Raw genomic sequence first — 25,733 nt, forward strand, 5'->3', positions numbered from 1 at the left:
ACTTACTTAATTGTTTATTTATAGATACTTGTTGAATATTTAAACGCCTCTATAATTTTATTTCCTAATTCTTCAGGGAAAAGCAGCAAATTCACAGAATATTCAAATTTAATTGCAACACCCTCTTTATTTCTTACAGATGTATAACTGCCTAAACCATCTTGATGGAGTGGAGTAATTTTAAGCATATTATTATAAATACTTACACTTAAAAAAATGGAATCTTTATAAATTGATTTTCTATTTCTATATCCATATTTTTCTTTTATTCTTTTTTCTTCTTGACTATTAAACAACTCAATTTCACTATTATTTTTCCAATAATACATAAACACTTCTTCTGTAATTTCTCTACTCTCCGCCAGCTTCTTTTTAACCTCATTTCCTAACATGCTATTAGAAACATCTATATCTAAGTAACTTACTATTTGTTTTGGGTCGACAACGCCTAACCGACCAAGTAAATTACTTACTATAGATATATATCTACTTGTTTTTACAATAAAAACATCTCTTTTCATTTTATTTTATCTCTTTAACAATAATTTTAATTCCTTTTGATTTTGCGTAGTCAATTGACTTATTTATCGCTTCCCATTGGGACTTAGTCGTGGAATAAGGTATTGCCAAATACATCTCCTTACTTTTTATCACTGCATTAGTTAATTTAAATGTTCCTTTACCATCTCTCTTAAAATTAACCATCTCATCCACATACTTATTTAATTGATAAGTAATACGTTTCGGATTTTGATAGGTTGTTGAACCAACAGTATCCATGGTTTTTGCACTAATCGCCGTACCATCTGGCAGTAAGCTATCAAATGTTTTAAATTTAGGTTTTATATCATTAAGATCAATCGTTCCCTTTGGTAAAATTTTCTGTAAATATTCCTCCCCGCTAGCGCTCGTCTCTGACGAGTGCTTCAATCAAACCACACGCCAGTTAACACAAACAGGATATCAATTGCTTACATCATATCCATGATACAAAAACGGTCAATTTCTCAAAGCAAAACGTTTTTGAAATTCACCGCACTTTTGCCGATATCCCTCAATAAGTCAGAAAACAGCACTATTCCCGCTTTGGTGACCAAGGCTTGGCATCGGGTTTGCTGTGTTTTTTCCGCCATTCTACACAAAGTGGTTTATCCCATTCCAATTCATTTTCGCAGTAAGGTCCATCCTTCAAATACCAGCCTTTTCTCTCTAAACAAAGGTTGACTTCTGGATAATTGGATTCACCATCAAAGGGATCCATCCCACAAGCTCGCATATCCTTTTCTTTTTGCTCGAACCATTGATAAAATCGTTCTTCTTCGGGGTATTTCTTCAAATGAGGATAATCTGGTGCCCGCCATTTAAAATAGCGGGCAGGAGGTTGGAATCCCTTACCAAAAGAGCAGCCCATCAGTAATATACTGGTTATACATAACAAACTGATTATGCTGTATTTTTTCATATATCCTCCTTATTGATTGTCCACTTTTATCTCATTCAAAAATTGTTTTTTCAGGCTGCATAATGCATTTATGTTTGTGCTGATTTTATACAAAAAACGGTCAATTCCTCAAAGCAAAACTTTTTCAAAATTGACCGCACTTTATTTTTACGCTGTGTGATATGTATGCTTCACCAAAACTTAACGCTTTTGATAACCCCGAACAGGTGTTTGGCGATAAAAGACAAGCCACAATCACGGTCATAAATACGCCTCCTTGGTGTCAATAATTTCTTGGTAATGAGGGTTGATTATGGGTTTATGTATAAATACTTTCCATCGTTTCAAAATATAAATTAACTCTTTTCTATCAATAATCTCAAATTCTGATTCCTCAGGATCATAATCTTCGGGCTCATCTCCTTTTCCATAAAGATAAAAGCCAATTCTAACTTTATCACCTTCAATAAATGCATCAATTCCGTCAAAACCAACAAATTCATTTTCTATCGATATATTAACTATATCATCATAAATACCTTTTTCTTCGAATTCATTTTTTCCAAATAGCCTAATATAAGTTGCTACATAAGAACCAATAGGATAGTTTGAACAGCTATCGCAAATAGGTATTAACCGATTAAAAGAATTAATATATTCAAAAGATAATATCATAAGTATATCCTTATTATTTTATTCTAAGATTGGATGAGCACTGGTTATCTCACCTAAAAATAAATTGTTATATATCAGGAATAGAAGCGATTAACTTATGAATATAACCTATATCTAATTCAATTTTGGATACAGCACCCTGAAAATAAAACACTAAAATATCTTTCTCTTTCCCTCTAAAAAAGAAAAGCTCAAAACCGGTATCAGTAATTTCAGGTAGGACTATTTCAATCCCTACTTTCTTTGGATAGATTTGTGTGATCTCCTCTAATGAGATCTTTTTTTCTGGTTCATCATAATAATAACCAATACGTGAAATAACTGCTTCTCTAAAAAGATATTCTGCACTATGCTCTTCACAATTTCTCATATCATACGCATTAATATCTTCATCCAAAAAGCTCTTTAACCAATTAATAATCATATTTAATGTCCAGTTTATTTCTTTTCCTGGGTAAAAATAACCATCAATAATCAAATTAAATGCACCATAAACCCATTTCTCATCTGGCACTGAAATCATTTTATCAATATGAATTTGCAAAGGTTGATTATAATCACCATAAATCATTATTTACTTTCCTTATGCTGTCGATTTAAAGATTTAATTCAGAATTAAATTCTTCTAACTCTATGTATCATAGAGGATATCTATCACCGAGGAATAAATTTACGCCCTATACTTTCAAACCGATGAATAATATCTAATATTTCCCCCTTATTATATTGAATAAGTTCAACCCCCCCTTTGTCAAATAAGGCAATGAAGTCATTTTTATTATTAAAAAAGAAAATAATATTCACACCTAAATCATCCATCTCACTACTCTCCAAATTAATTATTAATTTAGAAGAAATAAAATAGTTATATAGTTCTGAATTTAATAATTCAGAATTTATTTTATCAAAAAATTTATCTGGTAGTGCCTTCATTTCTTTCTGAAAGCCAGAAATGAGAAAAGAGACATTTGTTCTCAGCTCTGTCTCACGAAGAACATTAGGATATTTTTTTCCATGTATATAAATTTCAAAGATACCATTAATCCAAAATGTAGAGTTATTCCACGCATCCACAACGTCACATCTAATCGCAAAAGAATAAGGATCACCTATTAACATATTATTTCCTTAATTGTTTTTTATATCATTAGGAATCTTATTTTCATTTAATCCCTCTATTATTTAGAACTAAATTCAGATCATAAAGAAAGTCTTCTTTTTCTTCTTCCCCCAAATTTTTTAATAAGTGATTTAAATCATGTTCTGACAATATTTTCTGTATTTTATCTAGCAAAGAAATATGAACATCTTTAAACCTTCCTGCATTGCAAATAATCTCAACAGTAAAAAGCATTAATTTTTCAATTGTAGAATCATAAGCGTTTTCCCAGTCGTAATTTGCACCAGACCATTCAAGACTTGGCTCAATTTCTCTATGGACTTCACCATGATAGAATTTTCTTTTACACCAGTCATAACCACTTTCTAAATAATAAGCTTTAATATTTTTATATGCTTCCCTATCCATATTACTCTCCTCTTTCAGTAAAAATAGTTACATTTCCTTTTGCCAAAGGATTATCCCCACCGCTAGCACTCGTCTGTAACGAGTGCGTTAATCAAACCACACGCCAGTGAACACAAACAGGATATCAATTACTCACATCATATCCATGATACAAAAACGGTCAATTCCTCAAAGCAAAACTTTTTCAAAATTGACCGCACTTTATTTTTACGCTGTGTGATTTTTATGCTTCACCAAAACTTAACGCTTTTGATAACCCAGAACAGGTGCTTGGCGACAAAAGACAAGCCACAATCACAGTCATAAATACGCCTCCTTGGTGTCAATAATTTCTTGGTAATTCATATCAGTAATGGGTCTTTGGTAAAAATCCAGCCATTTTTCCAGCAAATAGGCAAATTCTTTACGAGGGATTACACGGGCATCCGTATCTCTTTCGTCAACATCATCAGGAATGTCCTCTTCTTCCATATCATCTAACAGATAGAAACCCACTTTTATTTGATCATGCTCTATTAAGGCTTCAAATGCCTGTGAATCAATCCAATCCCAAGTAATCGTTGGATCTCGAAGCTTCTCTAATACTTCACTCATCCAGCTTAACCAGTCTAACGAACCAAGATAATCAGTAATCACCCCATCATTTTCCCGATTATCACTTTCATAAACACCACAGGTTTTATAGATACCACCCTGAAATTCGTAATACCTAAAACGTACTTTCATTTTATACCTCATTGCTCTATTGTTGGATAAACTGTTGATAAATAACCGTCTTTATTAATAACCCATTCTACTTTCACCCCGCTAACGCTCATCTCTGACGAGTACTTTAATCAAACCATACGCCAGTGAATACAAACAGAATATCAATTACTCACATCATATCCATGATACAAAAACGGTCAATTCCTCAAAGCAAAACTTTTTTGAAATTGACCGCACTTTATTTTTACGCTGTGTGATATTTTTGCTTCACCAAAACTTAACGCTTTTGATAACCCCGAACAGGTGCTTGGCGACAAAAGACAAGCCACAATCACGCTTATCATAAGCCTCCTTGGTGTCAATAATTTCTTGGTAATTTATATCAGTAATGGGTCTGTGGTAAAAATCCAGCCATTTTTCCAGCAAATAGGCAAATTCTTTACGGGGAATGAAACGGGGATCGGTATCTCTTTCGTCAACATCATCAGGAATATCCTCTTCTTCCATATCATCTAACAGATAATAGCCCACTTTTATTTGATCATGCTCTATCAAGGCTTCAAATGCCTGTGAATCAATCCATTCCCGAGTAATCGTTGGATCTCGAAGCTTCTCTAATACCTCACTCATCCAGCTTAACCAGTCTAACGTGCTAAGATAATCAGTAATCACCCCATCATTTTCCCGATTATCACTTTCATAAACACCACAGGTTTTATAGATACCACCCTGAAATTCGTAATACGCAAAAATTACTTTCATTTTATACCTCATTGCTCTATTGTTGGATAAACTGTTGATAAATAACCGTCTTTATTAATAACCCATTCTACTTTCACCCCGCTAGCACTCGTCTTTGACGAATGCGTTAATCAAACCACACGCCAGTTAACACAAACAGGATATCAATTACTCACATCATATTCACGATACAAAAACGGTCAATCCCTCAAAGCAAAACTTTTTCAAAATTGACCGCACTTTATTTTTGTGCTGTGTGATATTTTTGCGGCTTGAAAGCCTAGACACTCCACAAATTACACTAATGTGTAAAAGAGTGTTATTAGAACCATATCCAATTTGTTATTTTTTCTTATAAATACTCGTACAATATTTAAACCCTTCCATCACGACTTTTCCTAATTCTTCATCAGATATATCTATTGGATATTCAAATTCAACCCACTTTCCTTTTTCATCTTTTATAGCCGTATAACCATTAAGAGAGTCTTGATGCCAAGGCGTTATTATAATTTTATTATTCATAATTCTCACAGATAAAAAATCCATATTTTTATAAATTTCTTTTCTATTCTTATATGAAAACTCTTCTTTTATTTTTTGTTCTAACGACTTAAAAAATGTACCACCACTATCTAATGACATGACTGCTCTAAGTTCATCAAAATCAATCCTTCTACTTTTTGATAAATTTTCCCTGATGTGTTTTCCCAAAGCAGAATAAGTTATATTGGGTGATAGCAGATTAATATCTTGCGTAGGATCTAATACACTAAGCACCCCCACCAAGAAATAATTAATCAAAATAAATTTATCTGTTTTTCTTATTATAACGCTATGTACAATCATTATTATTTAACCTCTTTTACTATAATTTTAACACTTTGCAATTCTTCGTATCTAATTGACTTATTTATCGCTTGCCATTGTGGTTTAGTTGTTGAGTGAGGTATTGCTAAATACATCTCTTTACTCTTAATTTACTCCTTTCTTTAAGGATAAAATCTTCTCAATAGAGATATATTCAATTTCTTATTTTTTCTTATAAATACTCGTAGAATATTCAAATGCATCCATCACTGCTTTCCCTAGTTCTTCATCGGATAAATCAATTGGATATGTAAATTCAATTGCTTTACCATAGCGATCTCGAGCAGTACCAAATGTGCCTAATCCATCTTGATGAGTTGAGCGAATAACAATACTATTATTTATAACTAAAACTGTTACAAATAATGCATCTTTACAAATAGCCTTTGCACTTTTGTATCCATAAACCGACATTACTTTTTTTTCTTCATTTTTATTAAATGACGAGAGTCCTTCATTATCATTAAAATGAAACATAAATAAATCTTCTGAAATTAAATCGCTTTCATTTAATTTCTCTTTTATAGCCTTACCAAAATCGCTAGACATAACGTTAGGGTTTAAATATATCAATGTTTGCTGTGTATTTAAAAGGTTTATTCTTCCAACCCAATAGCTACTTATCGAAATATACTTACTGGTTTTTTCAATAAAGATAAATTTTTTTAACATTACTTAATCCCCACCGCTAGCTCTCGTCTCTGACGAGTGCTTTAATCAAACCACACGCTTGTGAACACAAGCAAGATATCAATTGCTCACCTCATCTTCATGATACAAAAACGGTCAATTCCTCAAAGCAAAACTTTTTGAAATTGACCGCATTTCTAAAGCTAACATCAAATACTCTAGTAATCTGAACTATAAATGTTCTTTCCAACAATACTTCTAGTTCATTTAAATCTATAAAAAACTGACTATCAGTGTCATTTTCTAAATAATCCATCCCGAATAACGAAAAATCATCCTGATCTTTCATTTTACTTATTTTTAGATAATCCATCATGCTTTGCTCTTTCTATTATTAATTTAATTATACCATTAAAATAAAATTTCATATTTACCTCAAGCTGGCACTCGTGTGGACACAAGAACTATCTCAGGGGATTATTTTTGCTTAAATTATTAAATAAAAATGCTAATCTGAGATAATTTACTAGACTCATTAAATTCGAAATGAATATTTTTCCCATTATAAAAATACCTTACCCATCCACAGCCTTTAAAATCTGGGTCACCTAAAAAACTTATAATGTCATCCTTTGACAATCCGTATTTAAAATTACATATCAACTCATGAACAAACGGGTAAGGGAAATAACCTTCAATTTCTACTAAGTAAAAGAAAACTGAATATAAAACACATTCTCCATCTATTTTTTTAAAATAAAACTCAACACCTCTATTATAAAATAAATAATAGATCTCGTATTCATCTTGATAGCTTAGCTCATCCACATCAAAATCGGAAGAAACTATCTCTACTAACTTTAAAATATCTTTACTACCTTCTTTGGCACCTAATGCTGCTATAAAAGTGTTAATATTTCCTTCTAAATATTTTATCATTCTACTATTCCTAATCTTTTATTTCTTTCTATGATTTTATTGATCACATCATTTACCATCTTTTCATCATATCCTCTATTTAAAAGGTTAGATCTCAATTTTGATAAATCACACATCTGAGCCTTACATAAATCAGAAGCATCCCCTTCGATTTGTGAGGAAGTATTTTTTCCAGAATATGTTCTACTGTCTTTGTGAATTTCTTTTGGTAGCTCAACAGCAGTACCTTCATCACGTAATTTCTTAATTTCAACTCTTGTTAAAGGTCTTCCTAGTTCAATTTCTCTATTCCTTTTAATCGCTGCAAATGAAGGAATATGATCATGCTCCAGATTATCACCTATTTTTTCTCTTTTTTTCAAACTGTTATAGCTACCAACCTCTAACTCTTTTACATAATCTAATTGCTTAGCTACCTCACGTTGATACTTCAATGCCTCTGCACTATTACCTAATCGCTCCGCTTCCTTCGCTTTTTGTAGTGCGGACTTAGCCTTTTTTAAAGGCTTTGTCACAGCTTCCGTGCCAGGTACAATACTAATAAAGGCTAAAGCATAATCAATCCCATCCTCTGCTTCAGCAAAGGATTTTATATCTCCAACTATTGGCGTAAAGTCTGCTAAAAATAATGCAACATCTCCTGTATTTCTTAAACCCTCGACCAATTCAGGATGTTCTTTCGCAAATCGTTCTATCGCTTGCCGAGTCGCTTCATCTGCCTTCTCCTGCCCCTCTGCGAAAGCAACCCAATCAACTTGTGGATTATCAATAAAGAGATTTAAATTGAAATTATTCTCCACCGCAATCTTACCAATCTCCCCACCAATCGACGCATGGGTGAGACTTGATACCGTCGTGTTGCTCTGACTTGAACCCTGTGCCGTTAGCCCACCTGCGACCGCTGCCGTAATAGAACTTAACGCAGTGATTTGTGCTTTTTCCTCTGCAGTCAAGTGTTCTGCTTTGTCTTTGTTGTACAGCACCTTGGCTAACATCGGTGCAGCCAATTCCGCACTCGCCGCCGCTATCGCCCCTGACGTCGGGTTGCCTTGATTCGCCGCTGCTTCTATCGCTCCCCAAATCGCATGAGCTAGGGTGTTCGCAATTTTGTCGGTTTCACCTTTGTCATTGGTGGTTGCCTTTTTAATCCATTGATTCACTTCCGGCGAAGCAAGTTGGGTAGCTATGCCTGTTGGGCCTTGATTAGCTAAAATCCCCGTAAAAAGTGTCGTCAGTGTTTCTGCTGTCCGTTTATATTGCCCCTCATCTCCCCAATTTGCTTGATTTTGTTCTGCTTTTAACAATGCCTGTTGTTTTTCTGCAATCTCTGTTGGGGTTCCTCGTGCTTCAGCTTGGATTAATGCCTTTTTCGCTTGATTGACTTGCTCTGTCGCTTCCGCTTGTTGGTTTGCTGTGTAAGTACTGATTGCCTTATGAATATCACCCACCGATTTAGAAAGTGCTTTCTGCTCCGCTAAAAGCTGGGTAACATCTTTCGGTTTACTCACCTCACGCTGAGCCTGGCTTAAATCCGTATTTATCCCTAATGCGTCGGCGGTGGTTTCTATTGGCTGGCTGTCTTTATTCAGCGTAATCCGCCCTGCTGTTAACGTGGCTTTCGTCACACTGCTATCACTGCCTTCACTGTGCATTGGTAAACCTGGCGTAAAACTTGGGCCGGTTTTCCCTTCTACAAACTGGGCATTTGGATGCTTGGCATCCACAACTTTCCCTGTGTCTTTATCTTGGTAATAATCCGCTTGTTTACCATAACCACCAGATAAGGATGCACTACTTGCTCGATGGCTTGAGTGATTTTGAATATCTTCAAACGTGAGTTGATTCGTTTTCAATTCACTTTCTGCCCCATTCGTAGAGGCTATTGCTGCACCTTTTAAATGCACATTCGCCGCATTAACTTGATAACCTCCTTCTTCCGCAAATAAGCCCGTTTGCTCCCGCACTTGTTGATACTGAGATTCGCCTCTTTCTGCCCCTACATGACCTTGTAAGTTCCAACTATTACCAAAACCGACTTCAGCCTCTATGCCTGCACTTGCACCTTTTTGCTGATACGTTGAGCGTTCTTGTACACTTTCTAAATGTAAATTTCCACCAGTATTGACTTCAATACGTTTACCTTTTGCGGTTGTACCAATGAGAGTCGTATCATTTCCACTTTGTAGGTTAAGCTGTTCGCTATCTAGCACTGTATGTTGATAATAAGTACCGTCACCTTGTTGTTTTTGCTTGCCAAATCCTGCCCTTGCATAAAACGACCAGCCCGTTTTTGCACCAAAACTCAATGCCGTGCCAACTTCTGCTCCTACATTCTGACTTTTACCTTTATTGTACTGAGAGTCTTCTCCCGCTAATAAAACAATATTTTCCTTCGCTTTCAGCTGAATATGGCTACCAGCTTGACGCTCTCCTTTTTCCCCCCGCTAGCGCTCGTCTCTGACGAGTGCTTTAATCAAACCATACGCCACTTAACACAAACAGGATATCAATTGCTCACATCACCTCCATGATACAAAAACGGTCAATTTTTCAAAGATAAAACTTTTTTGAAATTGACCGCACTTGAGGAATAATAAAAAATATTTTATATCTAGCTATCAGTGATAATACTAATTAATAAATGCTATCAGTATAGCTTGTTCAATATTATTTATTTCAGATGGTTCAAATATACTTTCATCATTTCTCACCTTATGAAACGTAAAAGTAGAAAACTCACCTACCTCATCATTTTGAAAAGTAATTAGTACTACACAATTAAGATCTGGATATATTTCCTTCCATCTTTTCTTAAACTCATCTAAAAATAAGATAGATTGACATAAAATATTACCACTCACATAATCATCAATATGAAATCTATTTATAGACACTTCATAACCTGATAAATCCAAGAATTGACTAGCAATTTCATTTGCATCAACTCTGGAAATCTCATTGTCTATTTTTTGAAACTTGAAAAATATACATCCATCAATATCAATAAAATCTAACAAATCTAGTAAATCATTAGATATTACACTTTGCTTTATATTATTCTTTTCTTTATTGATTTCATTTTTCATAAGTGGACTAATATAGATCATTTTTTCTCTCCTAAATACTCCAGACCTTTGTTTATTCCATCCTAATTTTAGAATCATTTAATAAATTCTGAATATTTGCTATAGCCCCCGCTAGTGCTCGTCTTTGACGAGTGCTTTAATCAAACCGCCACCATCATCTTCACGATACAAAAACGGTCAATTCCTCAAAGCAAAACTTTTTCAAAATTGACCGCTCTTTATTTTCAGTCTGTGTGATTTTTATGCTTCACCAAAACTTAGCACTTCTTGATAACCCGCAACAGGTGCTTGGCTGCGAAAGGCTAACCATAAGACTAAAATATCTATCAGCACCGCTCTTGATAAAGCAAAATGCAAGCTCGTGTCTTCTTGGGCAAATAAAAAACAGAAATAAACCTGATCACCATGAATTTCCACGCCCCAAGAATTCGAGGAAATATCTCCCTGTTGGATGTCTTCATCCCTCAAAATCGATAACACCTTATCCAAAAACGCAAAGTAATTGGGACCACCCATCGGGTCATTTAAATAGCCTGTTAAAGGATGAAGTTGATGATTTTCTTTCCAAAAACAAACCGGTATCACCTGTGATTTATGTTCAATATAGGAAAACACTAATTGCATAACTTACTCCTGTGTGCTACTTGGGAATGCGGTGAATTCTGGATAACTGTATCCTTCAATTCTCACACCTGAATGAGAGATTCCCGCCCACATTCCTTCTGCTTGACGTACTGCATCTAAATCATCCACTTGGTTTGAATAGGCGGAATCAATCTCAACCAATATCCTGTCGGCTGTCCACGTCGCAGGAAACATCAGCATTTCACCGTTGTTATTGGTTTTGGCGATATATTGATTGGTGTCACTATCCCATACGGAAATTTGTGCAATATACACGCCATTTTTATAGGTTTGTAATACTCGGTCCACCCGAATATTACCTAAGGTGGAATGTCCACCCACAATCACGGTCATAAATACGCCTCCTTGGTGTCAATAATTTCTTGGTAATTCATATCAGTAATAGGTCTTTGGTAAAAAGCGATCCATTTTTCCAGTAAATAGGCAAATTCTTTACGAGGGATTACACGAGCATCCGTATCTCTTTCGTCAACATCATCAGGGATGTCCTCTTCTTCCATATCATCTAACAAATAATAGCCCACTTTTATTTGATCATGCTCTATCAAGGCATCAAATGCCTGAGAACTAATCCAATCCCGAGTAATCGTTGGATCTCGAAGCTTCTCTAATACCTCACTCATCCAGCTTAACCAGTCTAACGAACCAAGATAATCAGTAATCACCCCATCATTTTCCTCATTATCACTTTCATAAACGCAGCAAGCTTTATATGGACGATTATTATATGTGCCATAACTAAAAAGAACTTTCATTTTATTATCTCCATCAATTTATTACTGGATAAACTGTTGAAATATTACCACTTTTATCAAATTGATATATCACTTCAACGCCTGATTTTGTTGTCCCCTTCCACCGCTAGCGCTCGTCTTTGACGAGTGCTTTAATCAAACCGCACGCCAGTGAACACAAACAAGATATCAATTGCTCACATCATATCCACGATACAAAAACGGTCAATTCCTCAAAGCAAAACGTTTTTGAAATTGACCGCACTTTTAAAGCTAATCAAATACTCCAGTGAGCTGAACTATAAATGCCCTTTACAACAATACTTCTAGTTCATTTAAATCTATAAAAAACTGACTATCCGTGTCATTTTCTAAATAATCCATTCCGAATAACGAAAAGCCATCCAGATCTTTCATTTTATTTAACTTATTTTTAGATAATCCCTCATGCTTTGCTCTTTCTATTATTAATTTAATTATGTCATTAAAATAAAATTTCATATTTACCTCAAACTGGCACTCGTGTGAACACGAGCGCCATCTCAGGGATTGCCTAAGGTGGAATGTCCACCCACAATCACGGTCATAAATACCCCCCGCTAGCGCTCGTCTTTGACGAGTGCTTTAATCAAATCACACGCCAGTGAACACAAGCAAGATATCAATTGCTCACGTCATATCCACGATACAAAAACGGTCAATTCCTCAAAGCAAAACTTTTTTGAAATTTACCGCACTTTTAAGATAAATAAACAAAAACTCAGAAAATTATACCATTAGATGATAATAGATAATATTTTATTTCTATTATCTTTTTCCTATGGGTTAAATTTTCACTTAATCACCTCTTTTTATATTTTAATTCTTGAAAAAATTTATATATAAACTGGTAAAGAATTAAGTATCTATTTTAATAGAATATAACTACTTAGCGTCAAAATCTAAAAAAGGAAAAAGAACACCAGATAAAATGGATACAATAACAACTATTAAAAAATCATAGCGATCTATAACAAAAGGTAAAATATCCCTCATATCTCCCCCCAAAAAAAGACCATAAATGATAAGATAAATACTCTTCAAAAAGATTAAAAAAAACATCACTAAAGTGGAAAACAAAAAATAATATATAAAAGAAGCTATATATCTAGAAAATTTATTTCTTCTCATCTTTTCCCTCTAAAATTGAATCATAAATATCATCTGATTGTCTTTTGATATTATAATTAGACAGATTATCAATGCCATTCCCCAAAATCGCTGGGATATTATTCTTAGACTTTTGTCCATAAATTGGCACCCCTGGTGCTATCTGTACAAAATTATATTTATTTGCTGTTGGATTAAATTTCAAGTCTAATACATTTTGAACTTTACTTCCTATCTTCGCTCCAGAGAAAGACGCTATTCCAGAAGAAACACCTTCATAAACAGACTCCTTATCTGTTCTGTAAGCATCCAAAAATTCAACACTAGCATTAGTAAAAGCTAGTTTTGCTGGTGTCATATCTTTAGTCAATATACTAGTACCAATAGATAATCCTATTTTTGGTATATCTAGTTTAGATATATCACCTTTATTTTCAATTAACTGCCCTGTTATTTCGGTCCCTCCACCAAACGTGCCTGCTATAATAACCGGTTTATCAACTAATTTGGGAACATATTTCGCAATACTAGGACCAATAATTGAACCAAGCCCTAATGTCGTACTGCCAATTACTAGATTCAATCTGTTATTTTCCCATTTTTCTTGATACCATTTATCATAATGGTGAAGAAGCTCATCTAACTGTTTAATACTTTGTTGAGATAAGCTTTTACAAACAGTATTGCAACTCTTTTCTTGTTGCAAAATAGCTAAAGCATTCTTACGTTTTGCTAACTCGTCTTTACTCACTCGTGTATCAAGTGCTTCTATTAAAAAATTATCATCAACTGTAACTAGCTTTGCGATTAAATTCTCCTTCTCTTCCTCTGTTTTAGCATTCTCAAGAGCATTAAGCCAACTGATAATCGCTTTATCTGTTAAATAATTATTCTCCACCGCAACCTTACCAATCTCCCCGCCAATCGACGCATGGGTGAGACTCGATACCGTCGTGTTGTTCTGACTTGAACCCTGTGCCGTTAGCCCACCTGCCACTGCGGCTGTCATCGAACTTAACGCAGTGATTTGTGCCTTTTCCTCTGCCGTCAGCTGTTCTGCTTTGTCTTTGTTGTACAACACCTTCGCTAACATCGGTGCAGCCAATTCCGCACTCGCCGCCGCTATCGCCCCTGACGTCGGGTTGCCTTGATTGGCTGTCGCCTCTATCGCCCCCCAAATCGCATGAGCTAGGGTGTTCGCAATTTTGTCGGTTTCACCTTTGTCATTGGTGGTTGCCTCTTTAATCCATTGATTCACTTCCGGGGAAGCAAGTTGGGTAGCTATGCCTGTTGGACCTTGATTAGCTAAAATCCCCGTAAAAAGTGTCGTCAGCCTCTCCGCTGTACGTTTATACTCACCCCTATCTCCCCACTTCGCTTGATTTTGTTCTGCTTTTAACAATGCCTGTTGTTTTTCTGCAATCTCTGTTGGCTTTCCTTCTGCTTCAGCTTGGATTAATGCCTTTTTCGCTTGATTGACTTGCTCTGTCGCTTCCGCTTGTTGGTTTGCGGTGTAAGTACTGATTGCCTTATGAATATCACCCACCGATTTGGAAAGCACTTTCTGCTCCGCTAAAAGCTGGGTAACATCTTTCGGTTTACTCACCTCACGCTGAGCCTGACTTAAATCCGTATTTATCCCTAATGCGTCGGCGGTGGTTTCTATTGGTTGGCTGTCTTTATTCAGCGTAATCCGCCCTGCTGTTAAGGTCGCTTTGGTAAGGCTTTCCTCACTCCCTTCACTGTGCATTGGTAAACTTGGCGTAAAACTTGGGCCAGTTTTCCCTTCTACAAACTGGGCATTTGGATGCTTGGCATCCACCACTTTCCCTGTGTCTTTATCTTGGTAATAATCCGCTTGTTTACCATAACCACCCGATAAAGACGCACTACTTGCTCGATGGCTTGAGTGATTTTGAATATCTTCAAACGTGAGTTGATTCGTTTTCAATTCACTTTCTGCCCCATTCGTAGAGGCTATTGCTGCACCTTTTAAATACACATTCGCCGCATTAACTTGATAACTTCCTTCTTCCGCAAATAAGCCCGTTTGCTCCCGCACTTGTTGATACTGAGATTCGCCTCTTTCTGCCCCTACATGACCTTGTAAGTTCCAACTATTACCAAAACCGACTTCAGCCTCTATGCCTGCACTTGTACCTTTTTGCTGATACGTTGAGCGTTCTTGTACACTTTCTAAATGTAAATTTCCACCAGTATTGACTTCAATACGTTTACCTTTTGCGGTTGTACCAATGAGAGTCGTATCATTTCCACTTTGTAGGTTAAGCTGTTCGCTATCTAGCACTGTATGTTGATAATAAGTACCGTCACCTTGTTGTTTTTGCTTGCCAAATCCTGCCCTTGCATAAAACGACCAGCCCGTTTTTGCACCAAAACTCAATGCCGTGCCAACTTCTGCTCCTACATTTTGGCTTTTACCTTTATTGTACTGAGAATCTTCTCCCGCCAATAACACAATATTGTCCTTCGCTTTCAACTGAATACGGCTACCAGATTGACGCTCTCCTTTTTCATCATAGCTACTAAATTGCGTATGCTTTGCCCGTAAATCTCCCTCTGTCGCATGAATTTCTATCTGTTTAGCATTTACGCGGTTTCCTTGACTGAGATAAACATTACGCTCTTCTGATTGACGACTATGCGAAACACCCACTCCCGATTCTACACGCAGTAATGTAGCATCTGTTGGTGTTTTGGTTAGCGTTTTTAAAGCCGTGTCATATAGAGTATAGCCTTGTGCCGCTAAGCTTAGCCCTTGTGCAATCTGTAAACGTTTGCTCGCTTCACTATTATCCTTTAATGCTTCTGCGGTTTGGATTAAGTCAATCAATGGCGATTTTACTCGACTAAATTGACCGATTTTTAAATCACTCTGATGTGCATTGAAATGCTGGGCATCACGTACATTATCAAAATCAACTGATTTTGCTTGAATTTTCAGCCCCTCTTTTGCGAGTAATTCACTACTAACCTGTTTGAACTGGTTATCGGCTGAGATTGCTATATTGCCTTCCAAACTAGCAAGTTGACTACCTTGATGTGTAATTGTATCGCCAGATTGATTACTTAACTTACGGTTATAACCATAGAAACGCTCAGTTTCTGAAATAACAGCCTCTCCAATGCCATTGCTTTTACTGCGTTCTTGTTGCTGAGTTTTACTCACTGTGGTTTCTATTTTGACATCGTTACCCGCTTGCAAATCAATATTTTCTTTCGCAACAACTTTCGCACCAATTAAATGAATATCGCCTTGCTCAGCAAGGATTTTAGCTTTACCCCCAATAGAAAGTACAGTGCCTTGCTCAGAGATAATACTTCCCTCACCTTGTTCTTTTTGGCTGTAATAACCAAACTGTGATAACCCTGTTTTCTTACCATCAAAGCTAATCCCTTTGCCCTTTCTATCTGCTGCCTGTGATTGGCGATTTTCAGCTACACCTAAGGTTACATTACCTTTTGCAATCAAATTAGCCTCTTTTTCTGCACTCAGCATCGCACCTTGCGTTTTAATATCCTTCTCTGTGGCAAGAACCGTTAAATTTTGCCCCGCCTGTAAATTTGCTGTAATTGCAATGTCTTCATGTCCAGTTTTATGACTTTGTGTTTTTTGCTTATTAAAATAAGGGCTTATGAATTTCGCTGTTTGTCCTGCTGCTTTATCAACGGCTTCTACGGCACTTAATGCCTTGCCAACGACACCTTTTGTAGCACCTTGTGAAGCTAGATTTTGGTAATTTTGTTTCGCAACTTGCAGAGGATTATAAACCATACTAGTACCAAAGCCTGTTGATCTAGCGTATTGATTTGAATGTTGATCATGGGATTCAGTTACCGCATTTATTGCTACATTTGTACCTTGCAAGTGAATATTTTTCTCCGCTTTCAAATGTGTTGCCTGCAAATTTAAATCCTTCTCTGTCACTATCTCAATATTTTCTTTTGCATTGAATGCAGTAACCAGTACATTTTCATCTTGTTGGCTAGCATTGCTACCTGCCTTACTACGTTGATAGCCGAAAGAGGCAACACCACCTTTTAAACTGCCTCCCAAACCTGATTTTTTAGTTTCTTGCCAATGAATTTCATTACGTTGATTCTTGGCTGTATTTAATTCAATTTCTTTCGCATGTAATTTGATATCTTGCTCTGCTTCAACAGACAGGGCTTCTGCACTTAAACGTTTCCCCGCTTGTAAAATAACATTCTGGGCCTGAAGATCTGTGCCTTGATAGGTTTTCTCTTTGATTTCATCATAACGAGTTTTTTTCGTATTACTGATAAACGAACCACTTTTCATATGATGGTATTCATCATAATCCAGCTGTTTGCGAGCAGCATTTAACACCAAATCATTTTCTGCCATGGCAATCAGTTTTTGCTCAGCGTCTAATTGAGCCGCTTCCGCTCTTAAGTTGTTCGCTTGTAAACGTACATCTCCACCACCACTCACACGGCTGATCACTATATCCTGCACCCGTTCATTACGATAATGATCGCCCTTGCCTGTTTTTTCATCTGATACAACTTCAACAGCATTAAGACTTAATTGATTTTTCGCTAAAACAGCTGTATTCCCTTGTCCAGAGTTGATGATGTCAGCACCTTGTAATTGAACATTTCGCCCACTGACTTGTAATTCTCCCCCTGTTCCACTCACATGTAATAATGCTTTACGTGCCAATGTCACGTTCGTTTTTTCATAATTCACACCATCAGTATGAGACTCTACCGTTGTAGAACGATGAGTAATATCACCTTTTGCCTGAAGTGCAAGGCGATCTTTCGCTAAGATATATCCATCGATATTCTTAATATTTTTTTGAGCAGATAATAAGACTTGCTGCCCGATAATATTACCGCCTCTATTTTCCAGATTTTCCGTTTGTAACGCTACGAGCTCACTCCCAGTTATTACACCAGTATTTGTGATGACACTATCATTCAATGACACGACCTGTTTACCGCTCAACAAAGCAGCATCCCCATTAAGTTTCTCTTTTTGAGCAGACAAATACACTTTAGGTGCTAAAACTGTGCTTGTTGAGCCATCAGGCAAAATGACCGTTTTATTTTCAAACCACACAATATCTGACGTTAATTGCTCAACTTGCTCTGCACTCAAACTCACACCAGGGATAAGGTTAAATTTTTTCGCAAACGTAATACCGCTATCCATTAACGCCTTATACTGTTCTTCCATATCCTTAAAATTACCTAAGAATTGACGACCTGTGAGTTGGTTAATTTGCTCACGAATCAATCGTTGCTCATAGTAACCATCCCCTAAACGCTTATGTACTTGGTTATGCTCTGAACGGATTCTGTTAAACATATAATCCCCACTTAACCACTTTTTGCGGTCAGCAAAAGCAGGATCTGTTTCGATTAATACATGGCTATCTGCGTTTGAATTAAGTTTATATAAACTGGAATTTGGCAATGATGTCATATCTGCTTTAGCATCAATCTTGGCAGATGTCGTTGCTTCATTGTCTTTATAATTTTTATTTTCTTCTTTTACTGCAACGCCCATTTGGAATGGTGTATTGACATAATTGTCATAACTATTTATTCCTCCCCAATCTCGTTGATGATAACGCTTAAAGCCACCTCTCCAGCGACTGATCGTATATTGGCTTGTTCCATATTCATTTAAAATATTGTAGCCTGTCTCATCAATGTTATTCACCACGCCATTTAAGGTTAAACGACCGCCTGCAATGATCTGACTACGATCATTTAGTGAATTTTTACTATTTAATAGAATATTTCCACCTGCGAGAATTTGTCCCGGTAATGTTGTTTTTATAACACTAAGATCTTTTACTCGACGATTTAAATAAGTCATCCAAAAATTACTGAATGTTTTTCCTAGAATCCCAGCATTATGTTGATTTATTTTTTCATTTAACGCATCGAAAGCCATATCATTTTTTGTAATCCATTCACTAAATGGTGCCATTACTTTGTTATATTTCGCGAGCTGCTCTTCATAACTGAGTTTTTCGGTTTCATAAATTTTCAGTGCAATATCATATTGTGCTTTTGCTTTTTCATAATTTTCTAAGCGTTGTTGATAATCTGCGAGAGATTCAAAAGGTCTTTTTCTTCCAGGATGTGCAACTTCTTGAGGCTTAATTGGTTCATCTGGAAAATCAACTTTAGGTAAATTAGCAGGCATTTCTAGTGGTGGCGTAATACCAAAATAAGCCCATGCAGGATTTTTGTTATCATAAACAGACTCTGGTTTTAATTGACAAGTATTAGGATTATGATAATCATGGCAATGATATTCATTCACTGTAGGTAATAATGTATTACTTGTGATTTCCTCACCTTCTTTTAATGGTGTTGCGGAATCACCTCTAAAAGCCAATTTACCTGCTCGGCTAAAAGAAATCCATTTGAGCTTATTGTAATCAATTCGATCTTTAGTGACGTAACCTTCTGGAATGACATATGTTTCATTAATTTTTTCATCAGATTGTCTTTCTACTTCAGCTTTAAAATGTGAATTCAGATTCTTCATGTCATTCGCATTTAAAGTCATATTGCCATTCGCAGCTTCAATTGTACTGCTATCATTTAATAAACTATCTGCCTGCCCAACTGCTTCATTTTGAGCATTTAATTGACCTCCAAATACAATATCTTTTTCACTATACAGCGTAGCTGCACCTTTTTGAGTCGCAACGTAATTTCCTGTTTTATTAATGATTTTTTCTGCTGCAATATCTAAACGTTCATAAGCAGCGATTATAGGATCTTGACGCTGTTGGTTTTCCGAATTAATTTCGTCAACATTCTCAACTGTACTTGCCCCCAATGCCACTTTATCACCATAAATACGACCTGTTCCGATATTTTCAATGTGTTTTGCTTTAATGACGGTGCTAGCCGTATCGCTTGGTTTGTCTGTTCGGCTATTAATTAAACCTCGGTTAGTCACTTTTCCTTTCGCATTGATATGTACATCGGCACCTTGTAATTGCCCCTCTTTATCTTGGATAACCTGTTGTGCCTTCACCGCAATTTTTTGTCCAGCCCCCACAACACCTGATTGAGCAAGTGATTTTTCAGTATGTAATTCCAAGTTTCCTTGCTGTGCAATTAATTTCCCAGAATTTGTATTTTCAATGCGATTTTTCGCTTTAATTTTAAGCTGTTGCTGTGCTTGAATTTGATTGCTGTTAACCAGTTTCCCATTCACATCAATCACCACATCACCTGCTGAAGCACCAATATGCCCAGCATTGCGAACGCCTAATCCTTCTTCTGTACCAATTAAGTGAATTTTTTCAGCATACATACCACCTAAGTTAGACACATCTAAGGCGTACTCCGCATTTTCGGCTTTTTGACGTTGCTGAGATTTGCTGTTAAGAATTTGAACCGCATCGTTATTTTTGCTGACGTTATTTTGTCCCGTCGTGACATTCACGGCTTTTTTGGACCACACGCCTGCATGGATTTTCGCTTCGCGGGCAATAATATCGGTATAATCACTTTGGCTGTTATCCATGCCTTTACCCGTCACTGTCACTTTACCTTTTTCTACGACAAAGCTATCTAAATGCCCCTCTTTAAATTGCGGTTTACCCGTCGTTAACGTTGCTCTATTTGCATTGATCACACCACAACCTTCGCAATGCAAGCCACTAGGGTTAGCAATAATGACATCCGCCTTTTGCCCTGCAACTTCAACATAACCTTTTAATTGACTGGGTTTATTTGAGTTCACTTCATTAACGATAACTTTTGCCTCACCACCGACTAAATAAGGGTTAGCTTGTACCCAACCGCCTAATTGCGTTTGGATATCTTGACGACTGTTATTTAAAATTGCCCCTTGTTTGTCTACATCAAATTGTGCATAACGATTATAGGACATGCCTTGCTGATTCGGGGTTTGAATATTAACTTGTGGAATACCATTTGCACTTTGCATCACTTGCGGACGGGCTTTTGCATTCGCACTGGCATCGGCTTGAATAATTAAAGGTGAATTGGCTTGTACAGTCTGAATACTCACGAAACCTAATGTACAAAATAAGGCAAACGAAAGGGGTTTGAGTCGTCTAGATGATTGGCCAAAAGACAAAAGTGCGGTCCATGTTGAAAAACGTCTATTGTTTCCCGTTTCTGTTTTTATCTCGACATCCACTTTGGCTTTTCCATCTGTTTTAGCGAGCTCAGACACCACGATAAATTGTTGTTGTGTTTTGCTAAAAATGACACGATAACAATATTTATTCATAACCTTATTCCTTTATAAACTAGCCTAAAATTTTTCTGTTCCACTGAAAACCATGCAAAATACAGTGAAAACACAGCAAAAAATGAACCTGATTTAGAAACTCAGACTCAATTGAAATCCTAATGTGTACTTGGCAGTACGAAATCCTTCTGGCACAGACCAAGGTTTACCGATAAAGAGATCGTAGCTTAATCCTTTCCAACCACCTTTCAAGCCAAGGCTTGACCCTATAAGGCTTGTACCAAGTAATGTTTTAGTTGATGGTCCACTCACTTTTCCTTGATCAAACGTAAAATAGAGTTGTTGTCCACTGTTACCCAGTAACCAACCTAATTCATTACGCCATACCCATCCCCGTTCCGCAGACAAAGAAAGCTCACCATCTGTACCTCTCACAGTGTGACGTCCACCAATGCTAAAACGGTCTTGTGCCACGAGAGGGGTTTTATTCCACTGTGCATTCCAGCTACTACTCAGCTGTAAAGATTGTTCAAACAGACGAAACGGTTTGCTCAATTGAATATTGGCATAAATGATTTTCATGCGAGAAGTACCTTCATTAAATCGCTCATCTGGAAAACGTAATGCATGGTTAAACCCCGTCCCTCGTTTATAACTAGCCCCCAATTCCACCGTGCCATCACCTATATAGGCTTTATGTTGCCAACCTAATTCCCAACCACCGGTTCGCTTACGCTGAATTTCAACCTCTTCTTGATTAATGAAGTTATGGGATTTTCTTGCCCAAAGGGAAGCTGACAAGGTAGTTTTATGTCTAGCATTGCGAAACACTAAGCGAGAAAGAGTCACCTTACTCGTTTCGCTTTTACCAGAATACAGTAAGCGAGCACCAAAAGCGGCAGCCACTTCTTGGTGATATTGATTTTGACTATGTGTGGCTGAAAGCTGCCAATAACGCCAAGGAATAGAATAATAAAAACTTAAATTATGGCTTTGGCGACGTCCGTCATCGTCTTCACCTGCCCAATGTGGGCGTTTTAAACTGTGTGTGAAACTGCTATAAAATAAATCATTCGCCGTAAAGATATTATCTAAAGATAAAGTTGTCGTGCCTTGCCACCGTCCTGTGGAGGTGGAACCCGCATCATCTAATCCTAGGGTTAAACGGAATGGGAAAGCCTGTGCATATTGCACAACTAAATCACTTTCTCCTAGTTGAGCCTCGCCTTCTGCTGGAACAATATTGATTGTTGCCTCCACCGTTGGCACTCGCTTAAGATTTTCTAAGGATTGCTCAATATCTCGCACATTTAATAATTCGCCTTGTTGAGGCACGATCGCCGTCCATGCACTCAGTTTTGTGAACTTATCCACCCCACTTTTTTCTTCAACCAAGGTATGACGCAAACGCCCAGGAATAACTGTGAATACTAATTGACCAGAAGTTAAATCTTGTTCTCCTACCACCACTCTTGTTGTCACATACCCTTTGTCAATAATGCGATTTTGCATTTGTTTTAATAACACATTCACCCCTTCACTACCGAAACAATGAGGTAAGCTGAAACCCAAATCCTGACGAGCCTGTTCATAAGCCCAAACAAAGTGGCTACGGGGTGCTTGAAAACGCTCTGTGGCAGAAGCAATATGAGCAGAAAAATCTGACGATGAAAAATGGGAAAATTGTGCGATCACATCATCGGTAGGAAAATCGGGTGATGAATGGTCAATAATGTGAATTTTTTCAACCGTAAAACAAGGTTGTTCTTCTTTCGGTAAACCTAACTTTGCGACTTCTGGTTTATCAAATCTAACATCAGAGGCAGTTGAAAATTGGGCATTTTTTTGATCTTGTAACGCTTGTTGTCGCTGTTGTTGCAAGGCATCAAGTTGTTCTAATTGAGAAGGGTTAAGCGATTCCACCTGAGGGTTTGCATATAACCTTTGGGATGCAAAGGTCAATACGAGAAGGCTGGCTAAAAGACTCAAACGCATAAATGACTTATCCTTAACTAATTAATTTATCTCCTAAATCAAGTTTAAAGTTTAATCAATTCTTACATTTAAAAACAGACATCCCAGTGCGATTTATGATCAAACTTACATTTCTTTACTATCCTTTTTTCATATCCTGTAATTGACTGTGCAACACATTCAATTTTCTTTTATCAAACAAAAACGGTCAATTCCTCAAAGCAAAACTTTTTCAAAATTGACCGCACTTTATTTTTACGCTGTGTGATTTTTATGCTTCAGCAAAACTTAGCACTTCTTGATAACCCGCAACAGGCTTTTGACTACGAAAGGCTAACCATAAGACTAAAATATCTATCAGCACCGCTCTTGATAAAGCAAAATGCAAGCTCGTGTCTTCTTGGGCAAATAAAAAACAAAAATAAACCTGATCACCATGAATTTCCACGCCCCAAGAATTCGAGGAAATATCTCCCTGTTGGATGTCTTCATCCCTCAAAATCGATAACACCCTATCCAAAAACGCAAAGTAATTGGGACCACCCATCGGGTCATTTAAATAGCCTGTTAAAGGATGAAGTTGATGATTTTCTTTCCAAAAACAAACCGGTATCACCTGTGATTTATGTTCAATATAGGAAAACACTAATTGCATAACTTACTCCTGTGTGCTACTTGGGAATGCGGTAAATTCTGGATAACTGTATCCTTCAATTCTCACACCTGAATGAGAGATTCCCGCCCACATTCCTTCTGCTTGACGTACTGCATCTAAATCATCCACTTGGTTTGAATAGGCAGAATCAATCTCAACCAATATCCTATCGGCTGTCCACGTCTCGGGAAACATCAGCATTTCGCCGTTGTTATTGGTTTTGGCGATATATTGATTGGTATCGCTATCCCATACGGAAATTTGTGCAATATACACGCCATTTTTATAGGTTTGTAATACTCGGTCCACCCGAATATTGCCTAAGGTGGAATGCCCACCCACAATCACGGTCATAAATACGCCTCCTTGGTGTCAATAATTTCTTGGTAATGAGGGTCGATTATTGGTCTTTGCTTAAAAGCCAAAAATTTTTCTAGCAAATATACCAATTCTTTACGGGGGATTAAACGAGCATCGGTATCTCTTTCGTCAACATCATCGGGAATATCCTCTTCTTTCATATCATCCAACAAATAAAAACCCACTTTTACTTGATCATGGTCTATCAATGCTTCAAAAGGCTCTGCATCAATCCATTCTCTATCAAGAGATGGATTTTTAAGCATTTGTAATATGTTATCTATCCAATTTAGCTCGTCTAATGTACCAATATAGTCAGTAACAACGCTATCATCATACTTATTATCACTTTCATATACTTTACAATAAGTATCCCAGTCTCCATTCAAAGCATAATAACCAAATTTTACTTTCATTTTATAACTCCTTGTTTCTCAGAAGGATAAATAGTCAACACTTTACCATTTCTATCCAGAACCCATTCTACTTTCACACCTGATTTTGTTGTCCCTTCCCATTTATTTTCAAACTTTTCCATTGCTACTCTATTTTTAAACGCATGCTCCACCTCTGTCCATGTTCTTGGAAACATCATAGAAGCACTGTCTTGATTTTTTCCCCTTTTCTCCAAAAATTTTGGGGCGGTAGGATCGGTTTTCACTTTCAGGTTAGTTGCTTAAGGTGTGTCTTCACGCTCCCATGTAAAAAACGGTCAATTCCTCAAAGCAAAACGTTTTTGAAATTGACCGTGCTTTTGCCCATGACGCCCCAATTAGCCAGTCAGAAAATCCCCCTATTCTCAAGCTGGCACTCGTGCGGACACGAGCACCATCTCAGGGGATATGTATGCTTCACCACAACTTAACGCTTTTGATAACCCCGAACAGGTGCTTGGCGACAAAAGACAAGCCACAATCACGGTCATAAATACGCCTCCTTGGTGTCAATAATTTCTTGGTAATTCATATCAGTAATAGGTCTTTGGTAAAAATCCAGCCATTTTTCCAGCAAATAGGCAAATTCTTTACGAGGAATGAAACGGGGATCGGTATCTCTTTCGTCAACATCATCAGGAATGTCCTCTTCTTCCATATCATCTAACAGATAGAAACCCACTTTTATTTGATCATGCTCTATCAAGGCATCAAATGCCTGCGAACTAATCCAATCCCGAGTAAGCGTTGGATCTTTGACTGCTGCTAAAACTTTAAACCCACGATCTGAATAAGAACCTGGAATAGTACTAAGATAATCAGTAATCACCCCATCATTTTCCCGGTTATCACTTTCATAAACACCACAGGTTTTATAGATACCACCCTGAAATTCGTAATACGCAAAAATTACTTTCAT

At 36.9% G+C, this 25,733-nt stretch carries 27 protein-coding genes and 2 pseudogenes; all 29 read right to left on the reverse strand.

Translation table 11 applies throughout. The annotated features are described in order from the left end of the window. Positions 1–14: 14 nt before the first annotated feature. The 29 genes and pseudogenes from ACPEEM_RS04495 to ACPEEM_RS04635 all read right to left on the reverse strand — a co-directional run bounded on the left by ACPEEM_RS04495 (position 15) and on the right by ACPEEM_RS04635 (position 25,733). Complete coding sequence (locus ACPEEM_RS04495) at positions 15–521, reverse strand: contact-dependent growth inhibition system immunity protein (RefSeq protein WP_424407925.1); 507 nt, start codon at positions 519–521, stop codon at positions 15–17. Position 522: 1 nt separating this feature from the next. Next, positions 523–930 (reverse strand): hypothetical protein, encoded by a 408-nt coding sequence (locus ACPEEM_RS04500; RefSeq protein ID WP_424407926.1) that lies wholly within the window; start codon positions 928–930, stop codon positions 523–525. A 145-nt stretch (positions 931–1,075) separates the two neighbouring features. Further along, positions 1,076–1,462, reverse strand: coding sequence for a hypothetical protein (locus ACPEEM_RS04505; protein WP_424407928.1), 387 nt, complete (start codon positions 1,460–1,462; stop codon positions 1,076–1,078). A 240-nt stretch (positions 1,463–1,702) separates the two neighbouring features. Continuing rightward, entirely contained in the window at positions 1,703–2,116 is a 414-nt protein-coding gene (locus tag ACPEEM_RS04510; RefSeq protein ID WP_424407930.1) for a DUF5376 domain-containing protein, read from the reverse strand. A gap of 67 nt (positions 2,117–2,183) precedes the next feature. Next, complete coding sequence (locus ACPEEM_RS04515; RefSeq protein ID WP_424407932.1) at positions 2,184–2,687, reverse strand: Imm42 family immunity protein; 504 nt, start codon at positions 2,685–2,687, stop codon at positions 2,184–2,186. A gap of 83 nt (positions 2,688–2,770) precedes the next feature. Continuing rightward, positions 2,771–3,235 (reverse strand): Imm42 family immunity protein, encoded by a 465-nt coding sequence (locus ACPEEM_RS04520; protein WP_424407934.1) that lies wholly within the window; start codon positions 3,233–3,235, stop codon positions 2,771–2,773. Positions 3,236–3,278: 43 nt separating this feature from the next. Beyond that, positions 3,279–3,644, reverse strand: coding sequence for a hypothetical protein (locus tag ACPEEM_RS04525; protein ID WP_424407936.1), 366 nt, complete (start codon positions 3,642–3,644; stop codon positions 3,279–3,281). Positions 3,645–3,944: 300 nt separating this feature from the next. Next, positions 3,945–4,370, reverse strand: a complete 426-nt coding sequence (locus tag ACPEEM_RS04530) for a DUF5376 domain-containing protein (protein WP_424407938.1) — start codon at positions 4,368–4,370, stop codon at positions 3,945–3,947. Between the two features lie 324 nt (positions 4,371–4,694). Continuing rightward, a pseudogene (locus ACPEEM_RS04535) lies at positions 4,695–5,114 on the reverse strand (DUF5376 domain-containing protein); the annotation flags it as partial. Between the two features lie 321 nt (positions 5,115–5,435). Further along, positions 5,436–5,942 (reverse strand): contact-dependent growth inhibition system immunity protein, encoded by a 507-nt coding sequence (locus ACPEEM_RS04540; protein ID WP_424407940.1) that lies wholly within the window; start codon positions 5,940–5,942, stop codon positions 5,436–5,438. A 2-nt stretch (positions 5,943–5,944) separates the two neighbouring features. Next, a complete protein-coding gene (locus ACPEEM_RS04545) occupies positions 5,945–6,073 on the reverse strand; it encodes a hypothetical protein (protein ID WP_424408217.1) in 129 nt (42 codons plus the stop codon). A gap of 52 nt (positions 6,074–6,125) precedes the next feature. Further along, positions 6,126–6,635, reverse strand: coding sequence for a contact-dependent growth inhibition system immunity protein (locus tag ACPEEM_RS04550; protein ID WP_005762498.1), 510 nt, complete (start codon positions 6,633–6,635; stop codon positions 6,126–6,128). Positions 6,636–6,732: 97 nt separating this feature from the next. Beyond that, positions 6,733–6,969, reverse strand: coding sequence for a hypothetical protein (locus ACPEEM_RS04555; RefSeq protein ID WP_424407942.1), 237 nt, complete (start codon positions 6,967–6,969; stop codon positions 6,733–6,735). A 119-nt stretch (positions 6,970–7,088) separates the two neighbouring features. Continuing rightward, the gene (locus ACPEEM_RS04560; protein ID WP_424407944.1) at positions 7,089–7,532 is read right to left on the reverse strand and encodes a hypothetical protein; all 444 of its coding nucleotides are present in this window, start codon (positions 7,530–7,532) and stop codon (positions 7,089–7,091) included. After that, the gene (locus ACPEEM_RS04565) at positions 7,529–9,184 is read right to left on the reverse strand and encodes a VENN motif pre-toxin domain-containing protein (protein WP_424408219.1); all 1,656 of its coding nucleotides are present in this window, start codon (positions 9,182–9,184) and stop codon (positions 7,529–7,531) included. Before ACPEEM_RS04565 ends, ACPEEM_RS04560 begins: the two co-directional genes overlap by 4 nt. A gap of 414 nt (positions 9,185–9,598) precedes the next feature. Beyond that, a pseudogene (locus ACPEEM_RS04570) lies at positions 9,599–9,943 on the reverse strand (hemagglutinin repeat-containing protein); the annotation flags it as partial. Positions 9,944–10,162: 219 nt separating this feature from the next. Then, positions 10,163–10,639, reverse strand: coding sequence for a hypothetical protein (locus ACPEEM_RS04575; RefSeq protein WP_424403058.1), 477 nt, complete (start codon positions 10,637–10,639; stop codon positions 10,163–10,165). A 219-nt stretch (positions 10,640–10,858) separates the two neighbouring features. Further along, positions 10,859–11,242 (reverse strand): DUF5376 family protein, encoded by a 384-nt coding sequence (locus ACPEEM_RS04580; RefSeq protein ID WP_424403506.1) that lies wholly within the window; start codon positions 11,240–11,242, stop codon positions 10,859–10,861. Between the two features lie 3 nt (positions 11,243–11,245). Then, positions 11,246–11,596: an EndoU domain-containing protein gene (locus ACPEEM_RS04585; RefSeq protein WP_014390985.1), complete on the reverse strand. Its 351-nt coding sequence runs from the start codon at positions 11,594–11,596 to the stop codon at positions 11,246–11,248. Next, positions 11,593–12,018, reverse strand: coding sequence for a DUF5376 domain-containing protein (locus tag ACPEEM_RS04590; RefSeq protein ID WP_424403508.1), 426 nt, complete (start codon positions 12,016–12,018; stop codon positions 11,593–11,595). The genes ACPEEM_RS04585 and ACPEEM_RS04590 overlap by 4 nt, the downstream gene beginning before the upstream one ends. Before the next feature lie 291 nt (positions 12,019–12,309). Next, positions 12,310–12,498, reverse strand: coding sequence for a hypothetical protein (locus tag ACPEEM_RS04595; RefSeq protein ID WP_424403510.1), 189 nt, complete (start codon positions 12,496–12,498; stop codon positions 12,310–12,312). Between the two features lie 655 nt (positions 12,499–13,153). After that, entirely contained in the window at positions 13,154–21,430 is an 8,277-nt protein-coding gene (locus ACPEEM_RS04600; protein ID WP_424407946.1) for a hemagglutinin repeat-containing protein, read from the reverse strand. 93 nt (positions 21,431–21,523) lie between these two features. Next, positions 21,524–23,386, reverse strand: coding sequence for a ShlB/FhaC/HecB family hemolysin secretion/activation protein (locus tag ACPEEM_RS04605; protein WP_424405742.1), 1,863 nt, complete (start codon positions 23,384–23,386; stop codon positions 21,524–21,526). Between the two features lie 250 nt (positions 23,387–23,636). Next, the gene (locus tag ACPEEM_RS04610) at positions 23,637–24,020 is read right to left on the reverse strand and encodes a DUF5376 family protein (RefSeq protein ID WP_424403044.1); all 384 of its coding nucleotides are present in this window, start codon (positions 24,018–24,020) and stop codon (positions 23,637–23,639) included. 3 nt (positions 24,021–24,023) lie between these two features. After that, a complete protein-coding gene (locus ACPEEM_RS04615; RefSeq protein ID WP_424403042.1) occupies positions 24,024–24,374 on the reverse strand; it encodes an EndoU domain-containing protein in 351 nt (116 codons plus the stop codon). Continuing rightward, entirely contained in the window at positions 24,371–24,796 is a 426-nt protein-coding gene (locus tag ACPEEM_RS04620) for a DUF5376 family protein (RefSeq protein WP_005762481.1), read from the reverse strand. The genes ACPEEM_RS04615 and ACPEEM_RS04620 overlap by 4 nt, the downstream gene beginning before the upstream one ends. Then, the gene (locus tag ACPEEM_RS04625; RefSeq protein WP_424408221.1) at positions 24,793–25,047 is read right to left on the reverse strand and encodes an EndoU domain-containing protein; all 255 of its coding nucleotides are present in this window, start codon (positions 25,045–25,047) and stop codon (positions 24,793–24,795) included. Before ACPEEM_RS04625 ends, ACPEEM_RS04620 begins: the two co-directional genes overlap by 4 nt. A gap of 132 nt (positions 25,048–25,179) precedes the next feature. Further along, positions 25,180–25,305: a hypothetical protein gene (locus tag ACPEEM_RS04630; RefSeq protein WP_424403040.1), complete on the reverse strand. Its 126-nt coding sequence runs from the start codon at positions 25,303–25,305 to the stop codon at positions 25,180–25,182. Then, on the reverse strand, positions 25,302–25,733 hold the full coding sequence (locus ACPEEM_RS04635; RefSeq protein WP_424403038.1) for a DUF5376 domain-containing protein: 432 nt from the start codon (positions 25,731–25,733) through the stop codon (positions 25,302–25,304). Before ACPEEM_RS04635 ends, ACPEEM_RS04630 begins: the two co-directional genes overlap by 4 nt.

Source organism: Pasteurella pantherarum (assembly GCF_049670885.1).
Taxonomy (GTDB): Bacteria; Pseudomonadota; Gammaproteobacteria; order Enterobacterales; family Pasteurellaceae; genus Pasteurella.